Here is a 24,242-nt window from a genome sequence, read left to right as displayed (position 1 = left end):
GTTTCCGGCTATTGATCTTTTTCAGCTTCGCTTAAGCCAGACCGGCCTATCCTTGGAGTACCTGCCGCAGATGCAGGACATTGACCGAGGAAGCCTGTATGAACTGGAAGAACACCCCACCACGCTATGGAAGCCTGTCCATTGGCCTGCACTGGCTGATGCTGATCCTGATCGCCGCCGTTTACGCCTGCATCGAACTCAAGGGCAATTTTCCCAAGGGCAGCGACACCCGTGAGTTGCTCAAGCAATGGCACTTCATGCTTGGCCTGAGCGTATTCGCTCTGGTCTGGCTGCGTTTGCTGGCACGCGCCCTCAGCCCCACTCCGGCCATCGAGCCCGCACCACCGAGCTGGCAGCACCTGATCGCCAAGCTGATGCACCTGGCGCTGTACGCCCTGATGATCGGCGCGCCGCTGGCTGGCTGGTTGATTCTCAGCGCCGCCGGCAAGCCCATTCCCTTCTTCGGCCTGGAGCTGCCAGCACTGATCGGCCCAGACAAGGCACTGGCCGGACAGATCAAGGAACTGCACGAACTGGCGGGCAGCGCCGGCTACTGGCTGATTGGCCTGCACGCGGTCGCTGGTCTGTATCACCATTACGTGGTGCGCGATAACACCCTGACGCGCATGCTGCCGGGGCGCAATTGAGGTGAAGACGCCTCTGGTCAAGTGCCCGATCCGCCGCTAGAATTGCGCACTTTTTGATCAGAGGCGCCCACAAGGCGCCCGTTAGAGGTTAGCCCGCATGTCCACCGCCACCCCGAAAGTCGGCTTCGTCTCGCTCGGATGCCCGAAAGCGACTGTCGACTCCGAACGCATCCTGACCCAACTGCGCATGGAAGGTTACGAGATCGTGCCGACCTACCAGGATGCCGACGTGGTGGTGGTCAACACCTGTGGCTTCATCGACAGCGCCAAGGCCGAGTCGCTAGACGCCATCGGCGAGGCCCTGGCCGAGAACGGCAAGGTGATCGTCACCGGTTGCATGGGCGTGGCCGAAGACAGCATTCGCGACGTACACCCGAGCGTGCTGGCCGTCACCGGCCCGCAGCAGTACGAGCAGGTGGTCAACGCCGTACACGAAGTCATCCCGCCGAAGACCGAGCACAACCCGCTGATCGACCTGGTGCCGCCGCAGGGCATCAAGCTGACCCCGCGCCACTACGCCTACCTGAAGATTTCCGAAGGCTGCAACCACACCTGCAGCTTCTGCATCATCCCGTCCATGCGCGGCAAACTGGTCAGCCGTCCGGTGGGCGATGTGCTCAGCGAAGCCGAGCGCCTGGTCAAGGCTGGCGTGAAAGAGCTGCTGGTGATCAGCCAGGACACCAGCGCCTACGGCGTGGATATGAAGTACAAGCTGGACTTCTGGAACGGCCAGCCGGTGAAGACGCGCATGCTCGAGCTGTGCGAAGCGCTGTCGTCCATGGGCGTGTGGGTGCGCCTGCACTACGTATACCCATACCCCAACGTCGATGACGTGATCCCGCTGATGGCCGCCGGCAAGCTGCTGCCGTACCTGGACATCCCCTTCCAGCACGCCAGCCCGAAAGTGCTCAAGTCGATGAAGCGCCCCGCGTTCGAAGACAAGACCCTGGCGCGTATCAAGAAGTGGCGCGAGATCTGCCCGGAACTGACCATCCGCTCCACCTTCATCGTCGGCTTCCCTGGCGAGACCGAGGAAGATTTCCAGTACCTGCTGGACTGGCTGACCGAAGCCCAGCTCGACCGCGTCGGCTGCTTCCAGTACTCGCCGGTAGAAGGTGCACCGGCCAACGATCTGAGCCTGGAAGTAGTACCTGACGACGTCAAGCAGGAGCGTTGGGAGCGCTTCATGGCGCACCAGCAGGCGATCAGCAGCGCACGCCTGCAGGCCAAGATTGGCCTGGAGATGGACGTGCTGGTCGACGAAGTGGACGGCGAAGGTGCCGTGGCTCGCTCCTGGGCCGACGCCCCGGAGATCGATGGCAGCGTGTTCATCGACTCCCCCAACGTCAAGCCGGGCGACAAGGTGCGTGTGCGCATCGTCGATGCCGACGAATACGACATGTGGGGCGAGTTGGTCTGACCGACCTATCTCCTGAAAAGCCCCGCAGCATGCGGGGCTTTTTCTTTCCCGGTACCACTACTTCTTGCCGGTACAATGACCTTCTTTTTGTCGAGCCCAGTCATGAGCGAACCCACCCGCCTGTCCAAACGCGTCATCGAACTGTTCGGCTGCTCGCGCCGCGAGGCCGATCTGTACATCACTGGCGGCTGGGTGACGGTGGACGGCCAGGTGGTCGAGGCGCCGCAATTCAAGATCGAAGATCAGCGCGTCGAGCTGCATCCGGATGCCACGCTTGAGCCGGTAGAGCCCGTCACCTTGTTGGTGCATGGTGCGACTGGCTGTAACGCCGCGCAGTTGCAACACCTACTGGTACGCGAACGACACTGGGAACAAGACCCACACGCCCAGCGCATCCTGCATGGCCACTTCCTGCGCCAGGAGCAGAGCCTGCCATTGCAGACCGGCGCCAGCGGCCTGATGGTGCTCAGCCAGGATTGGCGCACACAGCGCAAGCTGCGCGAGGATGCCGCCAAACTGGAGCAGGAATACCTGGTCGAGGTCGCCGGCGAGGCGCCCGCCAGCGCGCTGGAACGCCTGAAGAAAGGCTGGTTGCACAAGGGCACGCAGTTCCCACCGTGCAAGGCCAGTTGGCAGAGCGAACAGCGTCTGCGCTTCGCCTTGAAGAATCCGGCTCCTGACCTGCTGCGTCAGATCTGCACGGCGCTGGGCCTGAAAGTGCTGAGCATGAAGCGCATCCGTATCGGCGGCGTACTCATGGCCAAGCTGCCTTCCGGGCAGTGGCGCTATCTGGGTGAGAAGGAACGTTTCTGAGGCCGTGTTAGGCTGTGTCCGTCACGCTCTGGAGACCACCCTCATGCGTACCCTGTTACTCACCGCCCTACTTGCCCTGAGCCTGCCCGCCCTGGCCGCGCCAGCCCCCTTCTTCCTCTGGCAGAGCAAGGTCGACGGCCACCTGACCTGCGCCCAGGTCAGCCCTGGTGACGGCTGGATTCGTTTCACCGGCCCCTTCCGCGATGCCGGCTGCCGGGTAGCGCACGACGCGCCTGTGCGCAGCCGCTAAGAGGACGCCATGCAGCATCTGGTTTCGCCTGTCGGTATCGTGCGTTCCTGCTTCAAGGAAAAATTCGCCATCCCTCGTCAGCCGCAACTGGCGCCTGCTGCGCGCGGGGTACTGGAGTTGCTGCCGCCCTTCGATCAAGGTGAAGCCGTGCAGGGACTGGAACAGGTCAGCCATGTCTGGCTGCTGTTTCTGTTTCACCAGGCGCTGGAGGACAAGCCACGGCTGAAGGTGCGCCCACCACGCCTGGGCGGTAATCAGTCGGTGGGCGTGTTCAGTACCCGTGCAACCCATCGCCCCAATGGCATCGGCCAATCGGTGGTACGCCTGGACAAGGTCGAGCCGGGCCGGCTGTACCTGTCCGGCATCGATCTGCTCGACGGCACGCCCGTGCTGGACATCAAGCCCTACGTGCCCTACGCCGACTCCGTGAGCGATGCGCACAACGCCATGGCCGATGGCGCGCCACGGCTGATCCCGGTGGAATGGCATGCCGATGCATTGCCGTTGGCGCGCCAGCATGCGCTGCGTCTGAACGAGCCGCTGGTGGAGCTGATCGAGCAATGCCTGGCGCAGGACCCACGTCCGGCCTACCAACAACCAGAGCCGGAGCGCCGTTATGGCGCGCGCTTCTGGGATATTGACGTGCACTGGCACTACCCCGAGCCGGGGCGCATCCGGGTGCTGGATGTGCAGATGGCGCACAGCACAGCCTAACCGGGCCAAGCCTTCGCAGCGGCTAGCTGTGCACAGGGGCAGCCTCTTCTCAACGCGATGGATTGAGCGCCAGCATATCGGCTTCGATGGCGTCCTGACGCTCGATCAGCGGCTCCACCAGCGGCCGACTCGCGAGGAAATGCGCAGTTCGCGTATGCGCCTCGAAAGCCGCCTCGTCGACGTATACCTCGTACAGCCACACCAGATCGGCATCACTGCGGTCGCGCATCACGTCGAAGGTCAGGCAGCCCGTTTCATCGCGCACCGAAGCAGTGGCGTTGATCCGCATGGCGTCCATAAACGCCTCGAAACTGCCGGGTTTGAGTTGGGTCTTGAGCAATAGCACGTACACAGCAAACTCCATTATGTTTTATATTTGAAAAATAATTGTATACATAATGGAGTGCAAAAAGATGCTCGAACGCCCGTCGCGCCTCAATGGCCTGCGCCACCTGGCCCTGCTGGTACCCAACCTGGAGGCGTGCGAGCGTTTCTACGTGGACGTGCTGGGCATGCAGTTGCTGCACCGCGCCAACGAGGACCTGGTCTACCTGACCTGTGGCAATGACAACCTCTCGCTCGGCCGCGCTTTTGCAGAGAGCCATGGCGTACCGCTGGTCGATCACTACGGTTTCATCGTCGACAGCGTCGAGGAGCTGGATGCCTGGTACCAGTACCTCAAGGCGCGTGGGGTGACACTGCTGGATCGCCCCTTCGACCATGGCGACGGCGCACGCAGCTTCCACCTGCTGGACCCCGCCGGCAACAAGATCCAGCCGCTCTACCATCCGGCGATCTCGGGTCAGCGCTTCAGCCCAGCCCGAACCTGAACCTGAACCTAAATCTGTAGGAGCGAGCTCTGCTCGCGAAGCTTGGTGCTCGCCTCGGTTCGCGAGCAGAGCTCGCTCCTACAGTCGCAGGGTACGCCGTTGCATGCTGCGCAGAGCGCTCGCACGGGAATGCTCAATTAGGTGCCGGTGCGCACAGCGTATCCTGCGTCCGGTATTAACCAGGTTCAGGTGCGGAACTGTCGCACCATCCCCTGCAGTTCCACTCCCAGGCGAGCCAGCTCGGCGCTGGACGCGGCGGTCTGCTCGCTGGCAGTGGCGCTCTGCTCACCGATATCGCGCACGCGGGTGACGCTTTCGTTGATCGCCTCGGCTACCGCACTCTGCTCCTCGGCGGCGGCAGCGATCTGCTGGTTCATCTGCTCGATGGTGCTCACCGCCTGGGTGATACGACCAAGAGCATCGCCGGCTTCACCGGCCAGTTCGACGGTACGCCGGGTCAGATCGCGGCTGCTGTCCATCTGCTGCACCGCGCCTTTGGCCATGCGTTGCAGGCCGGCGATCAGGCTTTCGATCTCCTCGGTGCTCTCCTGAGCACGCTTGGCCAGCGCCCGCACCTCATCGGCGACCACGGCGAAACCACGGCCTTGCTCGCCGGCGCGCGCCGCCTCGATGGCCGCGTTGAGCGCCAGCAGGTTGGTCTGCTCGGCGACGTTGCGAATCACCTCCAGCACACTGCCGATACGCGCGCTTTCCTGATTCAGGTCGGCGATGGCCTTGGCCGACTGCTCCACTTCGCTGGCCAGGCTGTCGATCTGGTCCACCGCCTGCTGCACCACGCGATTGCCCTGCTGTGCCTCCAGGTCGGCATCGCGTGCGGCCAGTGAAGCCTGCTCGGCGTTCTGCGCCACTTCCTGCACGGTGGCGGCCATCTGGTGCATGGCGGTAGCGGTCTGTTCGGTTTCCAGTTTTTGCGTCTGCACCCCGGCGCTGGTTTGCGCGGTGATCGCAGACAGTTGCTCGGCAGCCGCAGCGATCTGCCCAACCCCACCGCCAATACGGCCAACCAGATTGCGCAGGCTGACGGTCATGTCCTGCATGGCGGCAAGCAACTGGCCCACTTCGTCGCCGCGGTCCTGAGGGATGTCCTGGCTGAGGTCACCGGCGGCGATACGCTGGGCGAAGGTCACGGTCTGGCGCAGCGGCGCGACGATCAGACGAGTGATCAGCAGCGAGGCACACAGGCCCAGCACCACGGCAGCCAAGCCCATGATGCCAAGCATCACCAGTGCGCGCTGAGTATCGGCGAGCATCCGGGTTTCGGCTCCGGCCTGGGCCGACTCGGCCAGGTCGACGACCGACCGGGCGCGCTCGATCATGGCCTTCTCGGTGGCCTGGTTCTGCTCACGCAGCTGTTGGTAGTAGAGGAAGGAGCGCTGGTAGAGAGTCAACGCCTGCAGGGCGGTTTCGATGGAGGCTTTCTGATCATCGTTGAGCCAGACGGTCAAGCTGCGGGCAACGGTCTGCAGGTCTTCGCTGACGTACTCCCACTCTTCCAGCGCTTCGGGCGAGCCATCGATGATGTACAGGCTTTCCTGGCCGCGCAGGTCGAGCATGCGTTTGCTCAGGCCGGATGCGGTTTCCGCCAGGGTCAGGGGGTCGCTACCCCGCAGACGATCACCCTGCAGGCGCAGCTCACGCACGGCGTCATACATGTCCAGCTCGATCACCTCGAACTGGTCACGGGTTTCTCCAGCAGCAGTGCGCATGTCCTGGCGAGCCTCACGGGCCTTACCCTGCTGCTCGACATAGTTGTCGAACTGCTTCAGGTACTCGGCAGTGGCCTGCTGCATGGTCTGCACACGCGTGCTTTCGGTTGCATCCTTGCCGAGGTGCTCCAGCATGCCCTGTACCTTGAGCAAGCTTTCGCGCACACGCTCTGCGCTCTCCTGGGTCTGTTCGATAGCGAAACTGCGTTCCAGACGACGCGCCTGGAGAATCTCCTGGTTCACCTGCGCCAACTGCCCAACCTGCTCATGCCCATGTAGTACCGCTTGAACCGCCAGATAGCCACTGACCGTCATGGCGGCGGTAAGCAACAGCACGAGGCCGAAACCGATAAAGAGTTTCTTGCCGACGGCAAGATTGGCGAAAAAGCGTGCGGCAGGCTTGAACATAACGGCGACTCCAGATTCTTCTTATACAGCCGCGCATCGTGGGCGCGACCTGGTCGACTGACTACGCAACTGCTGTGCCATGTCGAGTCCGGTTTATCGGCAAAGAGTGCCCCCGCTTGAGTGCTGGCAATTAGCCAACCCATGGCTCTCAGCATAGCCAATGAAATGGCCAAGACAGGCAACTATCCGCTTATTGACGCCGAATAAATGGCGAAATACCGCCTACTGAGGCGCCGTTTCTGGCTTATCGCAATAAAAAAGGCGCAGCCTCTTCCGAAGCTGCGCCTCTGGATTCGAGCCGCGATCAGCGCCCGGCGAGCGCCGGCACCACTCTCGGCCGCAGAACCTCCCCAGCCACAGCCAGCAGGCCGATGGCACCGGCAATCCAGTACCACTGCAGTACGGGATCGAACATCAGCCAGCCCAGCGCATGCAGGAACACCACCATGATCAGCACCGGGCTGACGTAGCGCACCATGAACAGCCACAGTGCGTACCCCGCAGGCGGCAGATCCAGCTCGTCACGCATGATCTCGCCGCGCAGTGCGTAGCCTGCGAGTACGACCATGAAGATGCCGCCCAGCGGCATCATCCAGCGCGAGGTGAGGTAATCCAGCCAGTCGAAGAAGTTCTTGCCCAGCGGCGTCCAGCCCGCCAGCAGGTTGAACGACAGCATCGCCAGCAGGCTGATCACCAGCAGCACCACGCCGGCCCCGATGGCAGCGCGCAGGCGGCTGATGCCGTGCTTTTCGTTCAGGTAGGCCACGCTGGCCTCGATCATCGAGATCGCCGAGGTCAGCGCGGCGATCGATACCATGGCGAAGAACAAGACGCCGAACGCGGTGCCGAATGGCATCTGCTGGAAGGCCAGCGGCAGACTCATGAAGATCAGCCCCGGTCCGGCACTGGGGCTCATGCCGTTGGCGAAGATGATCGGGAAGATCGCCAGACCGGCCAGCAGCGCCACGCAGGTATCGCAGAGTGCGACGATGAAGGTGGTCCGCGCGATGGATTGACCATCCGGGATGTAGGAGCCGTAGGTGAGAATGGCGCCCGAGGCCAAGCTCAGGGTGAAGAAGGCGTGACCCAGTGCCGCCAACAGTGCCTCGCCGGTGATCTTCGAGGCATCGAAGTGGAAGAGGAAGCCGAAGCCTGCACTGAAACTGCCACTGGTGAACGCATAGCCAACCAGCGCCACCAGCATCAGCGCCAGACCCGGCATCATCCAGCGTACGGCATTCTCGATGCCTTTCTGCACGCCCTTGGCGACGATCCACAAGGTCAGCAGCGCCACCAGCACACTCCAGCCACCGAGTTGCCAGGGGTTGGCGTTGTGCGCCTCGAACACCCCACCCAGCGCTTCGACGCTGGTGGCGGCCAGGGAGCCGTCGAGCATCTTCCACGTATAGGCGAAGGCCCAGCCAGCAACGACCACGTAGAAGCACAGAATCATGAAGCCGGCGAGCATGGCCATACCGCCAACCGCCTTCCACAGCGGGTTGCCACCGTTCTCACGGACCACGCGGCCGATGGCGTCGATGGGGCTGCCACGACCACGGCGGCCGATGGCGATCTCGGTCATCATCACCGGAATGCCGATGGCCAGGATGCACGCCAGGTACATCAGCACGAAGGCGCCGCCGCCGTACTCGCCAGTGATGTAAGGGAATTTCCAGATATTGCCCAGGCCGACGGCCGAGCCGGTTGCAGCGAGGATGAAACCCCAGCGAGAGAGCCAGAGGTTCTTCGGTTTTTCACGGGTCATGCGTCACCTGTTTGTTTTTATCTGTGACGGAATCGGACCCGCCGCGCTTGTGGCGCAGCGGAATGCAAGGCTTGGGTGAAGCCGAAGGTGTCACTGAGCGTCGGCTTGTGCCTCCGGCAAGGCCAGTTGGAAGGCCTCCAGGGGTTCACAGCGCGCCGCCATGGCGACAATGCGTGGGTACGCGGCAAGGTCACAGTTAAAACGCCGCGCATTATACAGCTGCGGAATCAGGCAGGCTTCCAGATATCCAGGCCGGTCGCCGAGCGACAGGCGACCGTCGAATGCAGCCAGGCCCTCCTCCACGGCGGTCAGACCGAGCGCGACCCAGTGCCGGTACCAGGCGTTCTTCGCCTCATCGGCGACGCCCAGCTCGCTGGACAGGTACTGCAGTACGCGCAGGTTGTTCAGCGGATGCACGTCGCAGGCAAGATGCAGCGCCAGCGCACGCACCTGCGCACGCTCGGCCGGATCGGCTGGCAACAGCGCCGGCACCGGGAAGATTTCTTCGAGGTACTCGATGATCGCAAGTGACTGGGCGATGCGCACGCCGCCGTTTTCTTCGTCCACCAGCAGCGGCAACAGGCCCTGCGGGTTCAGCGCGCGGTAGTCGGCGCCGTGCTGCTGGCCGCCGTCCTTGACCAGGTGCACCGGCACTTGCTCGCAGGCCAGCCCCTTGAGATTCAGGGCGATACGCACACGGTAGGCGGCGCTCGAGCGCCAGTAGCCGTAGAGTTTCAGCATTGCGGATTCCTTTCGAAACGCAAACCGTAGGAGCGGCTTCAGCCGCGATGCTTTAAGCGACTGCTGGCGAATCGCGGCTAAAGCCGCTCCTACAGATCAGCGAGCGGCGTACTTTTCCACGACCTGATCAATGGCACCGAAGATGCTCTGCCCGGCTACGTCGAACATCTCGATGCGCACCCGGTCGCCGAACTTGAGGAACGGCGTCTTCGCCTCGCCCGACTCGACGATCTCCAGCATGCGTTTCTCTGCCAGGCAGCTCGAACCGGCGCTGCGGTCGTAGTTGGACACGGTGCCCGAGCCGATGATGGTGCCCGCGCCCAGCGGTCGGGTCTTGGCGGCGTGAGCCACCAGAGTCGGGAAGTTGAAGGTCATGTCCACGCCGGCGTTCGGCTGGCCGAACAGCGCGCCGTTGATATGCGACACCAGCGGCCGATGCACCTTGCCGTCCTTCCAGCTCTCGCCCAGCTCGTCCGGGGTGATGGCCACCGGGGAGAAGCTCGACGACGGTTTGCTCTGGTAGAAACCAAAGCCCTTGGCCAGCTCGCCAGGGATCAGATTACGCAGCGAGACGTCGTTGACCAGCATCAGCAGACGGATATGGCCTGCCGCTTCGGCCGGCGTGGCGCCCATCGGCACGTCGTCGGTGATCACTGCCAGCTCGGCTTCCAGGTCGATGCCCCAGGCTTCGTCGGCCAGGCGGATCGGGCTGTGTGGCGCAATGAATGCATCGGCGCCGCCCTGATACATCAGCGGGTCGTGCCAGAACGACTCCGGCATCTCGGCGCCACGCGCCTTGCGCACCAGTTCGACATGATTGACGTAGGCGCTGCCGTCGGCCCAGTGGTACGCACGCGGCAGCGGGCTGTGGCAGGACCTCTGATCAAAGGCAAAGGCGCCCTCCTCCAGGCCGTCGTTGAGGCGCTGATAGACCGCTTCGAGCTTGGGCCGGGCCACGGCCCAGTCGTCCAGCGCAGCCTGCAGGGTGAAAGCGATCTGCGGCACAACTACGGCACGGGTCAGATCGCGGGAAACGACGATCAGCACGCCATCGCGGCCTTGGTTCAGTGATGCGAGTTTCATCGATAATCCTTCGAATTCTGAGGTAGGAGCGAGCTCTGCTCGCGAACCCTGACCGAACAAAAAGCTTCGCGAGCAGAGCTCGCTCCCACAGCGTCGTTTAACCCTACAGACCCGGTGCACGCCAGGAATTGACGTACTCGGCCACGTCCACCGCAGCAGCGGCATCGCTCACTTCCAAAGCGCGGCGGGTGTCGATCATCACCGCCACCTCGTCGATGAAGGTGGCCGGATCCTCCTGGCTCTTCTTCAGCGCCTTGGGGTGCGGCCCATGGGGGAAGCCGCACGGGTGCAGGGTGACCATGCCCTGCTCGATGTTGTCGCGGCTGAAGAAGTTGCCACGGTGGTAGAACAGCACTTCGTCGTAGTCATCGTTGTTGTGGAAGAACGGCACCTTGAGCGCGCCGGGGTCGGACTCCACCGGGCGCGGGGTGAAGGTGCAGATCACGAAGCCATTGGCGACGAAGGTGGTATGCACCGACGGCGGCAGGTGGTAGCGGTGGCTGACCAGCGGACGGATGTCGCGCCAGTTCAGGCGCACCACGGTGTTGTCGCCATGCCAGCCGACCACATCCAGCGGGTTGTAGGGGTAGGTCACGGTGCTGATCTGGCCGCGCCGCTTGATGCGAATCTGCCAGGTGCTCTCGTCCTGCTGCGCCTTGAAGGCGTCGTCTATGTGCGGGTGTTCCAGCACCGCCAGGTCGAAGATTGCCTGCGGGCCGAGCAGGCCCTTGTCCGGCAACTGGTAAGCGCCGTCGGTGTTCTCGATCAGCAGGAAATAACTCGGCGTGCTGGCCTCGATACGCCAAGCGGTGCCACGGGGGATCAGCAGGTAGTCGCCGTCGCGGTACTCCAGATGGCCGAAGTCGCAATAGAAATGCCCACTGCCTTCATGGACGAACAGCAGCTCGTCGCCATCGGCATTGCGCACCAGATGGCGCATGGCGCCATGAGTGCGCCACACACGCAGCTTGACGTCGGCGTTGTGCAGCGTCAGCGGCGCTGCCAGCGGGCAGTCGCGCTCGCTGGGAATGTCGTTGAAGTTGAACGCGTGCGGGCGCAGCGGACCTTCCCAGTCGATCCAGCCAGTCGGCGGATGCTTGTGGTGCAGATGCGCGGTGGGGCCGAAGAAGCCTTCGCGGCCCATTTCGCGCTCGTAGGTGCCCTGCGGCAGATCGCAATGCGCCTGGCGCGAGCACTCGCCTTCACGCAGGGGAAAGCGGATCCATTGACGGCTCATGGCATCACTCCTCGGAGATCACACCGCGACGCAGTTGGTCTTCCTCGATCGACTCGAACAGCGCCTTGAAATTGCCTTCACCGAAGCCCTGATTGCCCTTGCGCTGAATGATCTCGAAGAAGATCGGGCCGATCACCGTATTGGTGAAGATCTGCAGCAGGATGCCGTCATCGCCTGGCGCGCCATCGATCAGGATGTTCAGCTCACGCAATACGTCGGTCGGCTCACTGTGGCCGGCGACGCGGCTGTCGACCTTCTCGTAGTAGGTATCCGGGGTGGTCATGAAGTCCACGCCGTTGGCGCGCAGTTGGCGCACGGTGGCGTAGATGTCGTCGGTGGACAGCGCGATGTGCTGGATGCCTTCGCCGTGGTATTCGCGGATGAATTCCTCGATCTGCGACTTGTCATCGGCCGACTCGTTGATCGGGATGCGGATCTTGCCGCATGGCGCGGTCATCGCGCGGGAGAACAGGCCGGTAAGCTTGCCTTCGATATCGAAGTAGCGAATCTCGCGGAAGTTGGCGATGCGCTCGTAGAAACCGGACCAGACGTCCATCTGCCCGCGGCGCACGTTGTGGGTCAGGTGATCGATGCATTGCAGGCCGACGGCGTTGTCATTGGCGCTGCGGCCTTCGATGTACTCGAAGTCGACGTCGTAGATGCTCTTGTCACCATAGCGGTCGACCAGATACAGCAGCGAGCCACCGATACCTTCGACGCAGGGGATGTTCAGCTCGCCGAAATTGGCATGGCTGCCCACCAGCGTGGCGCCCTGCTGTTCGACATAAGCCGCAGCCTGGGCCGCATTCTTGACCCGGAAGGCCATGGCGCAGGCACTGGGGCCATGCTTTTCGCCGAAGGCGCGCACGTGGCCGGTAGGGCTGCCGTTGAGCACGATGTTGATGTCGTTCTGCTGAAACAACCACACCTCTTTGGAGCGGTGCTTGGCGGTTTCGGTGAAGCCCATGGCGGTGAACAACTGGCGCAGTTGCTCGATACCTTCGGCATTCGGTGCGGTGAATTCGACGAACTCGAAACCGTCGGTTCCGATGGGGTTGTGCTGCTCGATCTTGGCCACGGCGTTCATCTCGCCTCCTGATTGTCATTGTTATGGCAGCGCACGAATGCGTTGCGGACAACCCCATGACAACCGAGCGCAGACGCGCTCTCAAGATGGCTTGCGACACTTAGACACGTTAGCCGCGCTCAGCAGTGGCAAATTTTCCTTACGCCTTTCAGGCAAGGCAGGCAACGCCCTGGCAATCGTAAAATAATCCTTACGCGACGGTCAGCCGGCTTGCCACTATCACTCAGCTTGGGCGCGAGAATGTGTAGGCGCGTTCGACCTTGGCCACGCGAGTGGTGAAGGCGGCGTACCAGTCGGTGCGTCCCTGCTCGCGAACGGCGCTGTGCTCGGCATGCTCGCGCCAGCCGCGAATGGCCTCTTCGCTCTGCCAATAGGACAGGGTGATGCCCAGGCCGTCGCTGCGCGCCGACTCCACGCCGAGAAAGCCGGGCTGCTGTGCGGCCAGCTCCAGCATGCGCTGCGCCGCCTCGGCATAACCGGCGTCCACCTCCGTGCGTACCGAGGTGAACGTCACCACGTAATAGGGTGGCTCCGGCGTGGCCGCGATCAAGCCACTGCTTCCTGCGGCGCCTCATGTACCGATTGCACCGCACAGGCGCCGACCAGGCCGGCGACCAGCGGCGGCAGGCGCCCTTCCAGCGCCGCACGCTCGGGCTGAAACAGGGTGGCGATGAAGAACGGATGATCTTCCAGCTCGATGGCGCGCACGGCACCTGCCTCGTCATGCCCGGAAGCCTTCATAGCCTGCGCCATCAGCGGCTCGACGAAGGCATCGGACAGGCCGTAGCGACACAGGTACTGCTCGCTGATCTCGCGTACACCGTAGAGCTCGGCGATACGCGAACCGGAGACCAGGTGCACGTGCTCACTGACGTCCAGCAGCGCACAAGCCAGCGGCGCGATCAAAGGATTCTGTGCTTGCGGCGACAATTCGGCATGTTCGGCATCGGCCCATCCCAGGCGGTTGCGCGCGTACTCCAGCAGCGTGTGCTGGAAGCCACCACAAGTGCCCAGAAACGGCACGCCCTGCTCGCGGGCGAAACGGATCGCGCGCAGCGCACCCTCGGTAGCAACATACGGGCTGCCCGGCACGCACCAGATGCCGTCATAGGCCTGCAAGGTCGCGTCATCGAGAATGCGCTCAGTGGCCAGCCAGTCATATTCGACCGCCACCCCCAGCCCTTCACCAGCCAGGCGTAGCGCCTCTGGAATGGCACGGTGCGCGGTAACTGCCGCACTGTAATCACCTACCAGGGCGACCTTGACTCGACACTTGCTGTACATACGCCTATCCCCTCTTGCATGACCGTCTCCCTGCCACTATAAGATGGCGCTCGCGCAATAATAATTGGCGAATAGACAAGCAGAGATTGCAGCCATGCAATATCAGATCGACCATACCGACCTCTCTCTGGTGCTCGCCCTGGTGCGTGGTCGCTCCCTGGCGCGGGCGGCAGAATTGATGCAGGTCGACGTGTCCACGGTGTTCCGTGCCGTGCGCCGGCTGGAAGCCGCCCTGGGGGTGGCGCTGTTCGAGAAGAGTCGACGCGGCTATGAGCCCAGCGAAACCGCTCGGGCCCTGGCCGAGCAGGCAGAGCGCGCCGAACAGGCACTGGATGCCGCCCGCGTGGCACTGGAACTGGGCAAGCAGGTGGTCAGCGGCACGGTACGCCTGACTTGCACCGATGCTGTATTGAGCAGCCTACTGCTACCGGCAATGGCGCGTTTCATGCCCAATTACCCGGCCCTGGGGCTGGAGTTGGTGACCTCCAACGACTTCGCCAACCTCAGCCGGCGCGATGCCGACCTGGCCCTGCGCCTGACCAATGAGCCGCCGGAGCACCTGGTCGGTCGGCGTCTGGCCAAGGTGTCCTACGTCGTTTGCGCCCGTGATGATGATCAGGATCGCAGCGACCTGGTGCGGCAGAGCTGGATCGCCCCGGACGAGGCGATGCCGGATCACGCCACGGTGCTCTGGCGCCTGCGCGAATTGCCAAGTGTCACGCCCAACTACCGTTGCAGCAGCATGTATGCCGTGGCGCAACTGGCACGTGCCGGCCTGGGGGTTGCCGCCCTGCCCGACTTCGTGCTGCACGCCCACCCCGAACTCAAGCCACTCAGCCCGCCGCTGGCAGGCTGCGACACCGAACTCTGGCTGCTGACCCGCCCGGACTGCCGTGCCTTGCGCTCGGTGCAGACGCTGTTCGAGGAGTTAAGCGAAGCGCTGATGAGCCATGACTGAGCTAGAGCGTCGCCGCTGAAGCGCCTCCCACAGAACGGGGGGCAGCCTGTCAGTGCAGCAGCGAAACCTTGTGGGAGCGGCTTCAGCCGCGAAGAATTTCCCGAAAATCCTGATCGCTGCGATGCGCACGGCGCATCCCACGACTCAGCCCTGCTGCAAATGCCCGTAGAGCTTGGCGTACAAGCCACCTTCTGCGATCAGTTGTTGGTGGTCACCATCCTCGGCAACGCTGCCGCCATCAAACACCAGCACACGATCGGCCTGTTTCACCGCGCTCAGGCGGTGGGCGATGATCAGCGTGGTGCGGCCTTCAAGGAACTGCGCCAGCGCCTCGTGCAAGGCGTACTCGGTGGCGGCATCCAGTGCCGAAGTGGCTTCGTCGAGGATCACCACCTTGGGCTCGGCCAACACCATACGGGCAATGGCCAGGCGCTGGCGCTGGCCGCCGGACAAACGCACACCGCTACGCCCAACCACGCTGTCCAGCCCTTGCGGCAGTTGCGCAATGGTGTCGTGCAGCTGGGCGATGCGCAGCGCCTGCCAGCAGGCCTCGTCGCTGCGCTCGCGGCCCATGGTCAGGTTGGCGCGCACCGTGTCGTTGAACAGCGCTGGGTGCTGCAACACCACCGCGACGTTGTCACGCACGCCATCCAGGCCGATCTCCTCCAGCGCGCTGCCGCCGAAGCGAATGCTCCCGGCCTGCGGCGTGTACAGACCCAGCAGCAACTGCACCAGAGTGCTCTTGCCTCCGCCGGAGGCGCCAACGATGGCCACCTTCTCGCCCGGGCCGATGGACAGATCGAGCCGATCCAGCACCGGCTCGTCGCCATAGCCGAAGGTCAGCCCGCGCACCTCGATACCCACTGTGTCACGACCTTTGAAAGGATCGACGCGCCCGTCGTACTGCGGCTCGTCCTTGCGTGCCAGCAGCTCGTTGATCCGCGTCAGCGCCCCGCCTGCAGCGTAGAAGGCGTACTGCAGGCTGAGCAGTTGTTCCACCGGGCCGATCATGAACCACAGGTAGCTGAATACCGCGAGCATCTGGCCGATGGACAGGTCGGAGAACAGCACGGTGAGCATCGCCGCCGCGCGGAACACGTCGATACCGAACTGGAACAGCAGGCCGCTGGCACGGTTCGACGCGTCGCTTTTCCATTGCGAGGCAACGGCATAGTCGCGCACCTCGCGCGCCCGGCCGCCGAGGCGGCCGAGGAAGTAGCCCTGGCGGTTGCCGGCGCGCACTTCCTGAATCGCCTCAAGGGTCTCGGTCAGTGCCTGGGTGAAGCGCGAGGTACTGTCGTTCTCCAACTTCTTCAGGCGCTTGACCTTCTTGCCCAGCAGCACGGTGGCGTAGATCACCAGCGGGTTGAACAGCAGAATCAGCAAGGCCAGCTGCCAGTGCATCCAGATCAGGATGGCCGAGGTGCCGACCAGGGTCAGGATCGCCACCAGAAAGCGGCTCAGGGTCTCGCCGACGAACTTGTCCAGGGTGTCCAGATCGGTGACCAGGTGGGTGGTCACGGTGCCGCCGCCCAGGCTCTCGTACTCGCCAAGGGAAATGCGTTTGAGCCGCTCGATCAGACGCATGCGGATGCGGTAGACGATGTCCTTCGACAACCTGGCGAACAGCCGCGCCTGCAAGACGTTGAAGATCAGCGCCGAGCCGCGCAGCAGCAGGGTCAGCACCAGCATCAGACCGATATAGCCGGCTGCTGTTTCCCACTCGGTCGGGAGGAAGTTGTCCATCACCTTGAGCGCCGCATCGCCGTCGTTCAGCAGCACTTCGTCGACCAGCAACGGCAACAGCAATGGGATCGGCACACTGCACAGGGTCGCCAGCACGGCGACTAGATTGGCCAGGATCAGCGCTTTTTTGTGACGCAGGGCCAGGCGACGAATTTCTGCCCAGCTCAACCGATCAGGCATTGGCGGCGCGCTCCAGCCAGCGCCCCAGCAGCGGCGATAACACCTCGAGCGGCTGATAGCCGTTGGTCAGCAGCGCCAGTTGGCCATCGCGCTCGGCCAGCAGCGTGGGGAAGCCGGCGATGCCCAGGTCCTGCACCCAGGTGAAATCGGCGGCGGTCGCGTCCTCCATGGCCTGGCTGTCGAAGGCCTCGGCAAACTCGATGCGCGGGATGCCCGCCTGCTCGGCCAGTTGCACCAACACGCTGGCCTGGGTGACGTCGGCCCCTTCGGTGTAGAAGGCTTGCTGAATCAGCTTGAGCAGTGTCCAGGCGCTCTGCGCATCGAGATTACGTGCAGTGACCAACGCGCGGCAGGCAGGTTCGGTGTCATACACCATCCCTTCCGGCAGGCCGCGCTCGAAGTCGAACAGTTGTCCGGTGCTGGCATTGACCGCCTGCCAGTAGCCCAGGTAACGCACCCGTGCGGCGGCATCGACAGCCACCTGATCACGGCGCAAGCCGCCTACCACGATTTGCAGCGGCACATCGGCAGCGGCCGCCTGCTCGACGAGGGTTTCGATTACCGGTGCAAAACCCCAGCACCAGGAGCACATCGGATCCATCACGTAGAGCAGGCGGCTAGCCATGGTCAGGCCTCGTTCAGTTGGCGGGGGTCGCGGCCGATGGGGTGCGGTTGATTGCGCGCACGGGCCAGTTCGATCTGTTTCTGCCGTTCGCGGGCGCCTTCACGGGTCTTCTCCGGCAGCGAATCCCAGCAATGCGGGCAACTGACGCCAGGGCTGTAGAGCTCGGACTGGCGCTCTTCCACGGAGATCGGCGTGCGGCAGGCGTGACACTGATCGTAATCGCCTTCAGACAGGTCATGGCGTACGGTCACGCGATTGTCGAAGACGAAGCAGTCGCCCTGCCACTTGGTCTCTTCCTGCGGCACCTCCTCGAGGTATTTGAGAATGCCGCCCTTGAGGTGATAGACCTCTTCGAAACCCTCGCCGAGCATGTAGCTGGAGGCCTTCTCGCAGCGAATACCGCCGGTGCAGAACATCGCCACCTTCTTGTGCTTGCTCGGGTCGAAGTGCTCGCGGATGTACTCGGGAAATTCGCGGAACGACTTGGTCTTGGGGTCGATGGCGCCCTCGAAGGTGCCGATGGCCACTTCGTAGTCGTTGCGGGTATCGATCAACAGCACTTCAGGGTCGCTGATCAGGGCATTCCAGTCCTGCGGCTCGACGTAGGTACCGACGCGCTGGTTGGGGTCGACGCCAGGTACGCCGAGAGTGACGATCTCTTTCTTCAGCTTGACCTTGGTGCGATAGAACGGCTGCTCATCGCAATAGGATTCCTTGTGGTCGACATCAGCCAGACGGGCGTCCAGGCGGAACCAGGCGAGCAGTGCATCGATAGCGGCACGGGTGCCGGAAACGGTGCCGTTGATACCCTCCTCGGCGAGCAACAGGGTGCCCTTGATGTCGTTATCGATGAGGGTTTGCAGCAGGGGTTCGCGCAGCGCCTGGTAGTCCGGCAGGGAGACGAATTTATACAGCGCCGCGACGACGATCTTGTCGGTCATGAATATTCTCTCAGTAGTCGCCCACGTAAAGGGCGGACTGGCCCTCGATCAGCTGCGCGTCGGCCGTGCTGCGTTACTAACGTAGCGCCTTGCATGGCTCCCGCTCGCTGGATCGAGAATCTAAACGAAAGCGCCGGCGTGGGCCGGCGCGGACGGATTGTAGCAAAGCAGGGATTCGCCGGGGTGGCTTGGCGACAAGCCGCGACAGCCTGTCACGTAGCCCGGATGCAACCCGGGAATTGCCAACGGGTTCCCTCGGATTACAGCCGAGCTAAATCAATGACCGCCGCGGCAGGTCGGCGAAGCCGGCGCCTCGCCCTGCGCCGCCCACTCCTCCAGGGTGTAGGTATGCAGCGCCAAGGCATGGATCTGTCCCATCAGCTCGCCGACCGTCGCATACACTTTCTGATGCCGCTTGACCGCATTCAGGCCGGCAAACGCCGGGCTGACGATCACCGCCTTGTAGTGGGTTTCCAGACCGCGGCTGTGCATATGGCTCTCGTCCAGCACTTCGAGGTGCTCGGGTTGCAGCGCGGCCAGGGCGGTGACGATCAGGTCTTGCTTGGACATCTTGGGCTCCATCAGGGCTGTTTAGGCAGGCCGAGCTCGTTGCTCATGTCGGCCAGCAACTTGTTCACCTCAGGCACGGCGGACTCCAGCTTGCTCTGGGTGATCTGCGCGGACTGTGCGGTGAGAGTCGGCATTTTCTGCAGTACCTTCTGTCCCAGCGGCGACTCGTAGAAGGCGATCAGGTCCTTGAGCTCCTGTTCGTTGAAGTTGCTGGTGTAGAGCTTGACCATGTCCGGCTTGAGCTTGTCCCAGCCGACCGCCTTGTCCAGCGCGGTATTGGCCTTGGCCTGATAACTCTCGAGCACCGCTTTCTTGCCATTCGGCGCCTCGGCGAAACGCTGGGCGAACATCTGCTGCACCTGGCCGTAGACCGGCACGGTCAGCTTGTCGGCGTGAGCCAGCTTGAGAAAGCGCTCGGCATCGGCGGCGTGACTGGCAGCATCGGCCATGGCCAGGGATGCGCTCGCGCTGAGCAAAACGGCGGTGCAGAGTTTGGAAAAACGGAGCATGGAGAGCGTCCAGAGGTTGTGAATGAGTCTGGGTAGACTACGAAGGCGGCATTTTGTGCCCTGTGCGGAAATCCCTCAAGCGATGCGCGTTGTGCGCTGGCTCACACCCGTCATGTTGACGGGCGCACCCACTGGTCAGTTGCCAAAATGCCAGTACTTGCTCATGCTCGGGTGGGCTCGGCATTCTTTGCGACCTCCCCACTATTATTCAACAAGGCGTGCGCACCTCAAGAGCCGGCAATTGATCGCCAGCCCGCGCACACACACGGACGTGCCCAATGACCAGCCTCACCTCACACGCGCCCCTTCCGCTCCAGCCGCTTTGCGACAGCAAAGGCCGATTGCTGGACGAGGCCATTGGTTGGTCCAATCGACCGCAGGTGGACTGTACCCTGCATGGCCACGCCGGGCGGCGCAAACGCTGGAATCACTGGTGCATCACCACGCCGCAGTGGATGCTCTCGCTGACCCTGGCTGACCTCGACTACCTCGGCTACGGCGCCGCCTACTTCCTCGACCTGGACACCGGCCAGGCCGTCGCCCATACCCAGCTCCGCCCCTTCGCTCTGGGCTGCCAACTGCCAGACCTGCCACTGGAGAGTCACTCCTTCAGCCACTCTCGCCTGCAACTGCGCATCGATGAGCACCCCGGACGCCTGCGCCTCACCGCTGCCGCCCCGGATATCGGCGGCCAGCCCCTACAGGTTGCCCTGGACATTCAGCGCCCTGCCCATCTGCAATCGGTCAATCTGGTCGCACCCCTGCAGAATGGCGGCTTTCACGCCACCTGCCGCCAGCTTGGCCTGCCCACCGCCGGCAGTCTGCAGTTGGGCGGCAAGCATTACAGCTGCATGCCGGGCCAGAGCTTCGCCGCACTGGACTTCGGTCGCGGTGTCTGGCCGCTAAACACTTACTGGCAGCGCGCGGCCTTCGCTGCAGCGGGCGGCATCGCCGGTAACTTCGGTGCTGGCTGGCTCGATCACAGCGGCCTGTCGGAAAATTCCCTGTGGTTCGGCGGTGAAGTGCAATTGCTCGACAGCCCCCTGCATATCGAGCGCAGCTCGCAGGCGCCGCTGGCTCCTTGGCGTCTGGACAGTGAAGATGATCGCGTGGCCCTGCGCTTCACGCCCCGCCAACTGCACAAGGCCTGCCCCAAACTCGGTCCGTTCCACGCCAACACAGTGCAGCGCTTCGGTCATTACGACGGCGTACTGCGCGGCCCTAAAGGCGAGCGCGTACCGGTAGACGGAGCACTGGGCTGGCTGGGTGAAACCCACGCCCGCTGGTAGTTGCTCTTTCAAAGGCTCCAATCAACCTGATAGATAAGTTGTGGAACCAGTCTTCGGTGGCGCGACCTAAACTGCCAGCAACCTTGCACTTGCCCCGGAGAACGCCATGAGCCGCACCGAAACCGACAGCATCGGCCCCATCGAAGTCCCTAACGACGCCTACTGGGGCGCGCAGACCCAGCGCTCGCTGATCAACTTCGCCATCGGCCAGGAGCGCATGCCGCTGGCCGTGTTGCATGCTTTGGCGCTGATCAAGAAAGCCGCGGCACGGGTCAACAGCCGCAGCGGCGAGCTGCCGGCGGATATCGCCCGACTGATCGAACAGGCTGCCGACGAAGTGCTCGAAGGCCAGCACGACGCGCAATTCCCCCTGGTGGTCTGGCAAACCGGCAGCGGCACGCAGAGCAACATGAACGTCAACGAGGTGATCGCCGGCCGAGCCAACGAACTGGCCGGCGGCCAACGCGGCGGCAAGACCCCGGTGCACCCCAACGATCACGTCAACCGCGCGCAAAGCTCCAACGACTGCTTCCCTACTGCCATGCACATCGCCGCTGTGCAGGGCGTTCGCCACGCCCTGCTGCCGGCGCTGGCCGAACTGCGTGACGGCCTGCAGGAACAGGCGCAGCGCCACGCCAACCTGGTCAAGACCGGGCGCACCCATATGATGGACGCCACCCCCATCACCTTCGGCCAGGAGCTGTCGGCCTTCGTCGCCCAGCTCGGCCATGCCGAGGCCGCGATTCGCGCTGCCCTGCCCGCCGTCTGCGAGCTGGCCCAGGGCGGTACTGCCGTCGGCACCGGGCTGAACGCACCAGCCGGTTTCGCCGAAGCCATCGCGGCTGAACTGGCCGCACTCTCCGGCCTGCCGCTGACCAGCGCCCCGAACAAGTTCGCCGCACTGTCCGGCCACGAGCCGCTGGTGCAGCTCTCCGGCGCGCTGAAAACCCTGGCCGTGGCCCTGATGAAGCTGGCCAACGACCTGCGCCTGCTCGGCTCCGGCCCGCGCGCCGGCTTGGCCGAAGTACGCCTGCCGGCCAACGAGCCGGGCAGTTCGATCATGCCTGGCAAGGTCAACCCGACCCAGTGCGAAGCGCTGTCGATGCTGGCCTGTCAGGTGCTGGGCAACGACGCTACCATCAGCTTCGCCGCCAGCCAGGGACACCTGCAGCTCAACGTGTTCAAGCCGGTGATCATCCACAACCTGCTGCAATCGATCCGCCTGCTCGCCGATGGCTGCCGCAACTTCCAGCAGCATTGCGTCGCCGACCTGCAGCCGGATGCCGCGCAAATGGCTGCGCACCTGGAAAACGGCCTGATGCTGGTGACAGCGCTCAACCCCCACATCGGCTACGACAAAGCCGCCGAAATCGCCAAGAAGGCCTACGCCGAAGGCAGCACGCTACGCCAGGCCGCACTGCAGCTCGGCTACCTGAACGAAGAGGAGTTCGACCAATGGGTACGACCGCAGGACATGCTCGGAGCCGGGCGGCATGACTGAAGGCAAGAGTGGCGCCACACCGCTGGAAGGCGATGGCAAACGCATCCTGCTGATTCTCGGCAACCCCAAGAAGGACAGCCTCTGCCACGCACTGGCCGAGGCCTACAGCCTGGGAGCACGTAGCAAGGGGCACGTGGTGCGCCAGCTCAGACTGGGCGAAATGCAGTTCGACCCAATCCTGCGTGAAGGTTACGAGCAGAGCCAGAATCTGGAGCCGGACCTGCTCGAAGCTCAGCGTCTGATTCACTGGGCCGAGCACCTGGTGTTCGTCTACCCCGTCTGGTGGGGCGGCATTCCTGCGCTGCTAAAGGGTTTCTTCGACCGGGTGTTCCTGCCCGGCTTCGCCTTCAAGTACCGCAACCGCTCGCAACTCTGGGACAAGCTGCTCAGCGGGCGCAGCGCTGACCTGCTGGTGACCATGGACACGCCACGCTGGTATTTCCGCTGGATCTACGGAGCCCCGGCGCATCGGCAGATGGTGCGTACCATCCTCGGTTTCTGCGGGATCAAAACGCGGCGTCTGAGCGAGTTCGCCCCGGTGCGCCCGTCCAGCGAAGAACAACGCCAGAGCTGGCTGCGCAAGGCCGAGACGCTGGGCAGCAAAGCGTAAAATCCACCACACAGGCCCGGTAGCCCTGAGTCAGAGGCGCGAGCGTTCCTCGCGCCCTCTACCCGCCCACCACAACGCCAGCGGCCCGAGCGTCAGCAACAGGCCCATCAGCGCGAACGCCGCCCACCAGCCGAGCAACTGCTGATCGCCCAAAGCATCCAGAGTCATGCCGAACAGCAACGGACCGAGGAACGCGCCGGTAAAGCCGGTACAGGAATACAGCGCCATCGCCGCGCCACGGTGGCTGGCCGGGGCGACGCTGACCAGTCCGGCAGTCAACGAAGCCGAGTCGGCGGTGACGGTCACTGCGTAGATCAGAATCAGCCCCAGCATCGCCCAGAACGGCAGCGCCGCGCCCAGGCCGACCACGGCGGCCAGCAGCGCGGAGCTGAGCATCACACCGATCAGCCAGCGCTGACGCCCGAAACGCAGCGCCAGTTCGTTGCCGAGGATGCTCGACGGCATGCCGATGAGCGTCGCCAGCATCGCCACCCAGGTGCCCGACAGCCAGGGATCGACGCCCTGCAGATGTCCGGAGAACACCACGAAGGCCACCAGCCAGGCGCGCAGGGCGAACAGCTCCAGGTTGTGCATCGCATAGGCCAGGCAGTAAGCCAGCACCGCGCGATTTCTCAGCGGCGCCAGATCCAGCAGATTGCGCGGCGCATGTGCCTCTACCGCTTTCGGCGCCAGCCCCCAGTACACCAGCGCCCAGGCCAGCAACGCACAGGCACCACTGAGCAGCGCCGGCAGTTGCCAGCCGCCGAGCTTGGCCAGCTCGCCAGACAGGGTGAACGACAGCGCCGTGCCCAATCCGAAGCTGGCGGTATAGAAGGCGATGGCACGCGACTGCGAGGCACCGTCGATACGTTCCGACAGCGCCTTGAGCCCCGGCATGTAGGTGCCCGCCAGGCCGATACCGGCGAGCACGCGCCAGAGCAATGCGGACCAGAAACCATCGGCGAAAACGAAACCCGCGCTGGCCACGGCCGTCAGCAACATGGCCGCCAGGTAGATAATCCGGGCGTCGTGCCGATCGGTCAGGCCGGTGAGCACAGGCACGGCGAGCATGTAACCAAGAAAGAAGCCGCCGCCGATCCAGCCGGCCTCGGTATTACTCAAACCCCAGAGTGCCTGGAATTGCGGTAGCAGCGCGGCGAACAGGGCGAAACCGGCCATGCCGAGGGTTTCGGCCGTACACAGCAACAGGGTAATGCGGCGGGCGTTCATGCAACCTCTCTGCTGGCGGCGAACACGTTGGAAGGCCCAGCACTGTAACGGCAAGCCCGGCCAATCTGAAATCTTTG

The 24,242-nt window shown here is 63.6% G+C and carries 25 protein-coding genes and 1 pseudogene; 10 read left to right on the top strand and 16 right to left on the bottom strand.

The window, feature by feature from the left end:
* The first annotated feature begins 98 nt into the window (after positions 1 to 98).
* The 5 genes from CXP40_RS11870 to tsaA all read left to right on the top strand — a co-directional run bounded on the left by CXP40_RS11870 (position 99) and on the right by tsaA (position 3,844).
* A complete protein-coding gene (locus CXP40_RS11870; protein ID WP_106733877.1) occupies positions 99 to 647 on the top strand; it encodes a cytochrome b in 549 nt (182 codons plus the stop codon).
* Between the two features lie 97 nt (positions 648 to 744).
* Positions 745 to 2,067, top strand: coding sequence for a 30S ribosomal protein S12 methylthiotransferase RimO (gene rimO, locus CXP40_RS11865; protein ID WP_106733876.1), 1,323 nt, complete (start codon positions 745 to 747; stop codon positions 2,065 to 2,067).
* Between the two features lie 102 nt (positions 2,068 to 2,169).
* Positions 2,170 to 2,880, top strand: a complete 711-nt coding sequence (locus CXP40_RS11860; RefSeq protein WP_106733875.1) for an RNA pseudouridine synthase — start codon at positions 2,170 to 2,172, stop codon at positions 2,878 to 2,880.
* Between the two features lie 43 nt (positions 2,881 to 2,923).
* Positions 2,924 to 3,130, top strand: a complete 207-nt coding sequence (locus CXP40_RS11855) for a hypothetical protein (protein ID WP_099525251.1) — start codon at positions 2,924 to 2,926, stop codon at positions 3,128 to 3,130.
* 9 nt (positions 3,131 to 3,139) lie between these two features.
* A complete protein-coding gene (tsaA, locus tag CXP40_RS11850; RefSeq protein WP_106733874.1) occupies positions 3,140 to 3,844 on the top strand; it encodes a tRNA (N6-threonylcarbamoyladenosine(37)-N6)-methyltransferase TrmO in 705 nt (234 codons plus the stop codon).
* A 49-nt stretch (positions 3,845 to 3,893) separates the two neighbouring features.
* Here the strand turns inward: tsaA and CXP40_RS11845 are convergent, their stop codons facing one another.
* Positions 3,894 to 4,196 carry a putative quinol monooxygenase gene (locus CXP40_RS11845; protein ID WP_106733873.1) on the bottom strand — a complete coding sequence of 101 codons (303 nt, stop codon included), beginning with the start codon at positions 4,194 to 4,196 and terminating at the stop codon, positions 3,894 to 3,896.
* 61 nt (positions 4,197 to 4,257) lie between these two features.
* Here CXP40_RS11845 and CXP40_RS11840 point away from each other — a divergent pair, with 61 nt between their 5' ends.
* Positions 4,258 to 4,674 carry a VOC family protein gene (locus tag CXP40_RS11840; protein WP_106733872.1) on the top strand — a complete coding sequence of 139 codons (417 nt, stop codon included), beginning with the start codon at positions 4,258 to 4,260 and terminating at the stop codon, positions 4,672 to 4,674.
* A 185-nt stretch (positions 4,675 to 4,859) separates the two neighbouring features.
* On the opposite strand, the gene CXP40_RS24260 is transcribed toward CXP40_RS11840, so the two are convergent.
* The 9 genes and pseudogenes from CXP40_RS24260 to CXP40_RS11800 all read right to left on the bottom strand — a co-directional run bounded on the left by CXP40_RS24260 (position 4,860) and on the right by CXP40_RS11800 (position 14,006).
* On the bottom strand, positions 4,860 to 5,723 hold the full coding sequence (locus CXP40_RS24260; RefSeq protein ID WP_371916955.1) for a methyl-accepting chemotaxis protein: 864 nt from the start codon (positions 5,721 to 5,723) through the stop codon (positions 4,860 to 4,862).
* Positions 5,718 to 5,903: pseudogene (locus CXP40_RS24255) on the bottom strand (HAMP domain-containing protein); the annotation flags it as partial. The pseudogene CXP40_RS24255 and the gene CXP40_RS24260, both read right to left, overlap by 6 nt.
* Positions 5,904 to 7,113: 1,210 nt before the next feature.
* Entirely contained in the window at positions 7,114 to 8,574 is a 1,461-nt protein-coding gene (locus CXP40_RS11830; RefSeq protein WP_106733870.1) for a sodium-dependent transporter, read from the bottom strand.
* A 90-nt stretch (positions 8,575 to 8,664) separates the two neighbouring features.
* Positions 8,665 to 9,315 (bottom strand): maleylacetoacetate isomerase, encoded by a 651-nt coding sequence (gene maiA, locus CXP40_RS11825; RefSeq protein ID WP_106733869.1) that lies wholly within the window; start codon positions 9,313 to 9,315, stop codon positions 8,665 to 8,667.
* Positions 9,316 to 9,411: 96 nt separating this feature from the next.
* Entirely contained in the window at positions 9,412 to 10,398 is a 987-nt protein-coding gene (locus CXP40_RS11820; protein WP_106733868.1) for a fumarylacetoacetate hydrolase family protein, read from the bottom strand.
* Between the two features lie 103 nt (positions 10,399 to 10,501).
* The gene (locus CXP40_RS11815) at positions 10,502 to 11,635 is read right to left on the bottom strand and encodes a homogentisate 1,2-dioxygenase (protein WP_106733867.1); all 1,134 of its coding nucleotides are present in this window, start codon (positions 11,633 to 11,635) and stop codon (positions 10,502 to 10,504) included.
* Positions 11,636 to 11,639: 4 nt separating this feature from the next.
* Positions 11,640 to 12,722 (bottom strand): 4-hydroxyphenylpyruvate dioxygenase, encoded by a 1,083-nt coding sequence (gene hppD, locus CXP40_RS11810; RefSeq protein WP_106733866.1) that lies wholly within the window; start codon positions 12,720 to 12,722, stop codon positions 11,640 to 11,642.
* A 223-nt stretch (positions 12,723 to 12,945) separates the two neighbouring features.
* Entirely contained in the window at positions 12,946 to 13,272 is a 327-nt protein-coding gene (locus CXP40_RS11805; RefSeq protein WP_106733865.1) for an antibiotic biosynthesis monooxygenase, read from the bottom strand.
* Positions 13,269 to 14,006: a CTP synthase gene (locus tag CXP40_RS11800; protein WP_106733864.1), complete on the bottom strand. Its 738-nt coding sequence runs from the start codon at positions 14,004 to 14,006 to the stop codon at positions 13,269 to 13,271. The genes CXP40_RS11805 and CXP40_RS11800 overlap by 4 nt, the downstream gene beginning before the upstream one ends.
* A 94-nt stretch (positions 14,007 to 14,100) precedes the next feature.
* Between CXP40_RS11800 and CXP40_RS11795 the strand changes: the two genes are divergently transcribed.
* On the top strand, positions 14,101 to 14,964 hold the full coding sequence (locus CXP40_RS11795) for a LysR family transcriptional regulator (RefSeq protein ID WP_106733863.1): 864 nt from the start codon (positions 14,101 to 14,103) through the stop codon (positions 14,962 to 14,964).
* 144 nt (positions 14,965 to 15,108) lie between these two features.
* On the opposite strand, the gene CXP40_RS11790 is transcribed toward CXP40_RS11795, so the two are convergent.
* From CXP40_RS11790 to CXP40_RS11770, 5 genes are all read right to left on the bottom strand, one after another.
* Positions 15,109 to 16,890 (bottom strand): ABC transporter ATP-binding protein, encoded by a 1,782-nt coding sequence (locus tag CXP40_RS11790; protein ID WP_106733862.1) that lies wholly within the window; start codon positions 16,888 to 16,890, stop codon positions 15,109 to 15,111.
* Entirely contained in the window at positions 16,883 to 17,515 is a 633-nt protein-coding gene (locus tag CXP40_RS11785) for a DsbA family protein (RefSeq protein ID WP_106733861.1), read from the bottom strand. The genes CXP40_RS11790 and CXP40_RS11785 overlap by 8 nt, the downstream gene beginning before the upstream one ends.
* Positions 17,516 to 17,517: 2 nt before the next feature.
* Positions 17,518 to 18,456 carry a rhodanese-related sulfurtransferase gene (locus CXP40_RS11780; RefSeq protein WP_106733860.1) on the bottom strand — a complete coding sequence of 313 codons (939 nt, stop codon included), beginning with the start codon at positions 18,454 to 18,456 and terminating at the stop codon, positions 17,518 to 17,520.
* Between the two features lie 276 nt (positions 18,457 to 18,732).
* Entirely contained in the window at positions 18,733 to 19,026 is a 294-nt protein-coding gene (locus CXP40_RS11775) for a BolA family transcriptional regulator (RefSeq protein WP_106734019.1), read from the bottom strand.
* Positions 19,027 to 19,037: 11 nt separating this feature from the next.
* On the bottom strand, positions 19,038 to 19,535 hold the full coding sequence (locus CXP40_RS11770; protein WP_106733859.1) for a DUF2059 domain-containing protein: 498 nt from the start codon (positions 19,533 to 19,535) through the stop codon (positions 19,038 to 19,040).
* Between the two features lie 278 nt (positions 19,536 to 19,813).
* Here CXP40_RS11770 and CXP40_RS11765 point away from each other — a divergent pair, with 278 nt between their 5' ends.
* From CXP40_RS11765 to CXP40_RS11755, 3 genes are all read left to right on the top strand, one after another.
* Complete coding sequence (locus tag CXP40_RS11765) at positions 19,814 to 20,824, top strand: DUF2804 domain-containing protein (protein WP_106733858.1); 1,011 nt, start codon at positions 19,814 to 19,816, stop codon at positions 20,822 to 20,824.
* 106 nt (positions 20,825 to 20,930) lie between these two features.
* Positions 20,931 to 22,325 (top strand): class II fumarate hydratase, encoded by a 1,395-nt coding sequence (locus CXP40_RS11760; RefSeq protein ID WP_106733857.1) that lies wholly within the window; start codon positions 20,931 to 20,933, stop codon positions 22,323 to 22,325.
* Positions 22,318 to 22,935 (top strand): NAD(P)H-dependent oxidoreductase, encoded by a 618-nt coding sequence (locus CXP40_RS11755; RefSeq protein WP_099525231.1) that lies wholly within the window; start codon positions 22,318 to 22,320, stop codon positions 22,933 to 22,935. Before CXP40_RS11760 ends, CXP40_RS11755 begins: the two co-directional genes overlap by 8 nt.
* A gap of 30 nt (positions 22,936 to 22,965) precedes the next feature.
* On the opposite strand, the gene CXP40_RS11750 is transcribed toward CXP40_RS11755, so the two are convergent.
* Positions 22,966 to 24,165, bottom strand: a complete 1,200-nt coding sequence (locus CXP40_RS11750) for a nitrate/nitrite transporter (RefSeq protein ID WP_106733856.1) — start codon at positions 24,163 to 24,165, stop codon at positions 22,966 to 22,968.
* Positions 24,166 to 24,242 lie beyond the last annotated feature (77 nt).

This window comes from Pseudomonas sp. YY-1, assembly GCF_002843095.1.
Taxonomy (GTDB): domain Bacteria; phylum Pseudomonadota; class Gammaproteobacteria; order Pseudomonadales; family Pseudomonadaceae; genus Aquipseudomonas; species Aquipseudomonas sediminis_A.
Note: the sequence above shows the minus strand (reverse complement) of the source record. Positions and strands in the feature narration are given on the sequence as shown.

Coding starts and splice junctions, on each gene's coding strand:
- CXP40_RS11870 (WP_106733877.1), top strand. CDS start 99: ATGAACTGGAAGAACACCCCACCACGCTATGGAAGCCTGTCCATTGGC.
- rimO (WP_106733876.1), top strand. CDS start 745: ATGTCCACCGCCACCCCGAAAGTCGGCTTCGTCTCGCTCGGATGCCCG.
- CXP40_RS11860 (WP_106733875.1), top strand. CDS start 2,170: ATGAGCGAACCCACCCGCCTGTCCAAACGCGTCATCGAACTGTTCGGC.
- CXP40_RS11855 (WP_099525251.1), top strand. CDS start 2,924: ATGCGTACCCTGTTACTCACCGCCCTACTTGCCCTGAGCCTGCCCGCC.
- tsaA (WP_106733874.1), top strand. CDS start 3,140: ATGCAGCATCTGGTTTCGCCTGTCGGTATCGTGCGTTCCTGCTTCAAG.
- CXP40_RS11840 (WP_106733872.1), top strand. CDS start 4,258: ATGCTCGAACGCCCGTCGCGCCTCAATGGCCTGCGCCACCTGGCCCTG.
- CXP40_RS24260 (WP_371916955.1), bottom strand. CDS start 5,723: ATGACCGTCAGCCTGCGCAATCTGGTTGGCCGTATTGGCGGTGGGGTT.
- CXP40_RS11830 (WP_106733870.1), bottom strand. CDS start 8,574: ATGACCCGTGAAAAACCGAAGAACCTCTGGCTCTCTCGCTGGGGTTTC.
- maiA (WP_106733869.1), bottom strand. CDS start 9,315: ATGCTGAAACTCTACGGCTACTGGCGCTCGAGCGCCGCCTACCGTGTG.
- CXP40_RS11820 (WP_106733868.1), bottom strand. CDS start 10,398: ATGAAACTCGCATCACTGAACCAAGGCCGCGATGGCGTGCTGATCGTC.
- CXP40_RS11815 (WP_106733867.1), bottom strand. CDS start 11,635: ATGAGCCGTCAATGGATCCGCTTTCCCCTGCGTGAAGGCGAGTGCTCG.
- hppD (WP_106733866.1), bottom strand. CDS start 12,722: ATGAACGCCGTGGCCAAGATCGAGCAGCACAACCCCATCGGAACCGAC.
- CXP40_RS11800 (WP_106733864.1), bottom strand. CDS start 14,006: ATGTACAGCAAGTGTCGAGTCAAGGTCGCCCTGGTAGGTGATTACAGT.
- CXP40_RS11795 (WP_106733863.1), top strand. CDS start 14,101: ATGCAATATCAGATCGACCATACCGACCTCTCTCTGGTGCTCGCCCTG.
- CXP40_RS11790 (WP_106733862.1), bottom strand. CDS start 16,890: ATGCCTGATCGGTTGAGCTGGGCAGAAATTCGTCGCCTGGCCCTGCGT.
- CXP40_RS11785 (WP_106733861.1), bottom strand. CDS start 17,515: ATGGCTAGCCGCCTGCTCTACGTGATGGATCCGATGTGCTCCTGGTGC.
- CXP40_RS11780 (WP_106733860.1), bottom strand. CDS start 18,456: ATGACCGACAAGATCGTCGTCGCGGCGCTGTATAAATTCGTCTCCCTG.
- CXP40_RS11775 (WP_106734019.1), bottom strand. CDS start 19,026: ATGTCCAAGCAAGACCTGATCGTCACCGCCCTGGCCGCGCTGCAACCC.
- CXP40_RS11770 (WP_106733859.1), bottom strand. CDS start 19,535: ATGCTCCGTTTTTCCAAACTCTGCACCGCCGTTTTGCTCAGCGCGAGC.
- CXP40_RS11765 (WP_106733858.1), top strand. CDS start 19,814: ATGACCAGCCTCACCTCACACGCGCCCCTTCCGCTCCAGCCGCTTTGC.
- CXP40_RS11760 (WP_106733857.1), top strand. CDS start 20,931: ATGAGCCGCACCGAAACCGACAGCATCGGCCCCATCGAAGTCCCTAAC.
- CXP40_RS11755 (WP_099525231.1), top strand. CDS start 22,318: ATGACTGAAGGCAAGAGTGGCGCCACACCGCTGGAAGGCGATGGCAAA.
- CXP40_RS11750 (WP_106733856.1), bottom strand. CDS start 24,165: ATGAACGCCCGCCGCATTACCCTGTTGCTGTGTACGGCCGAAACCCTC.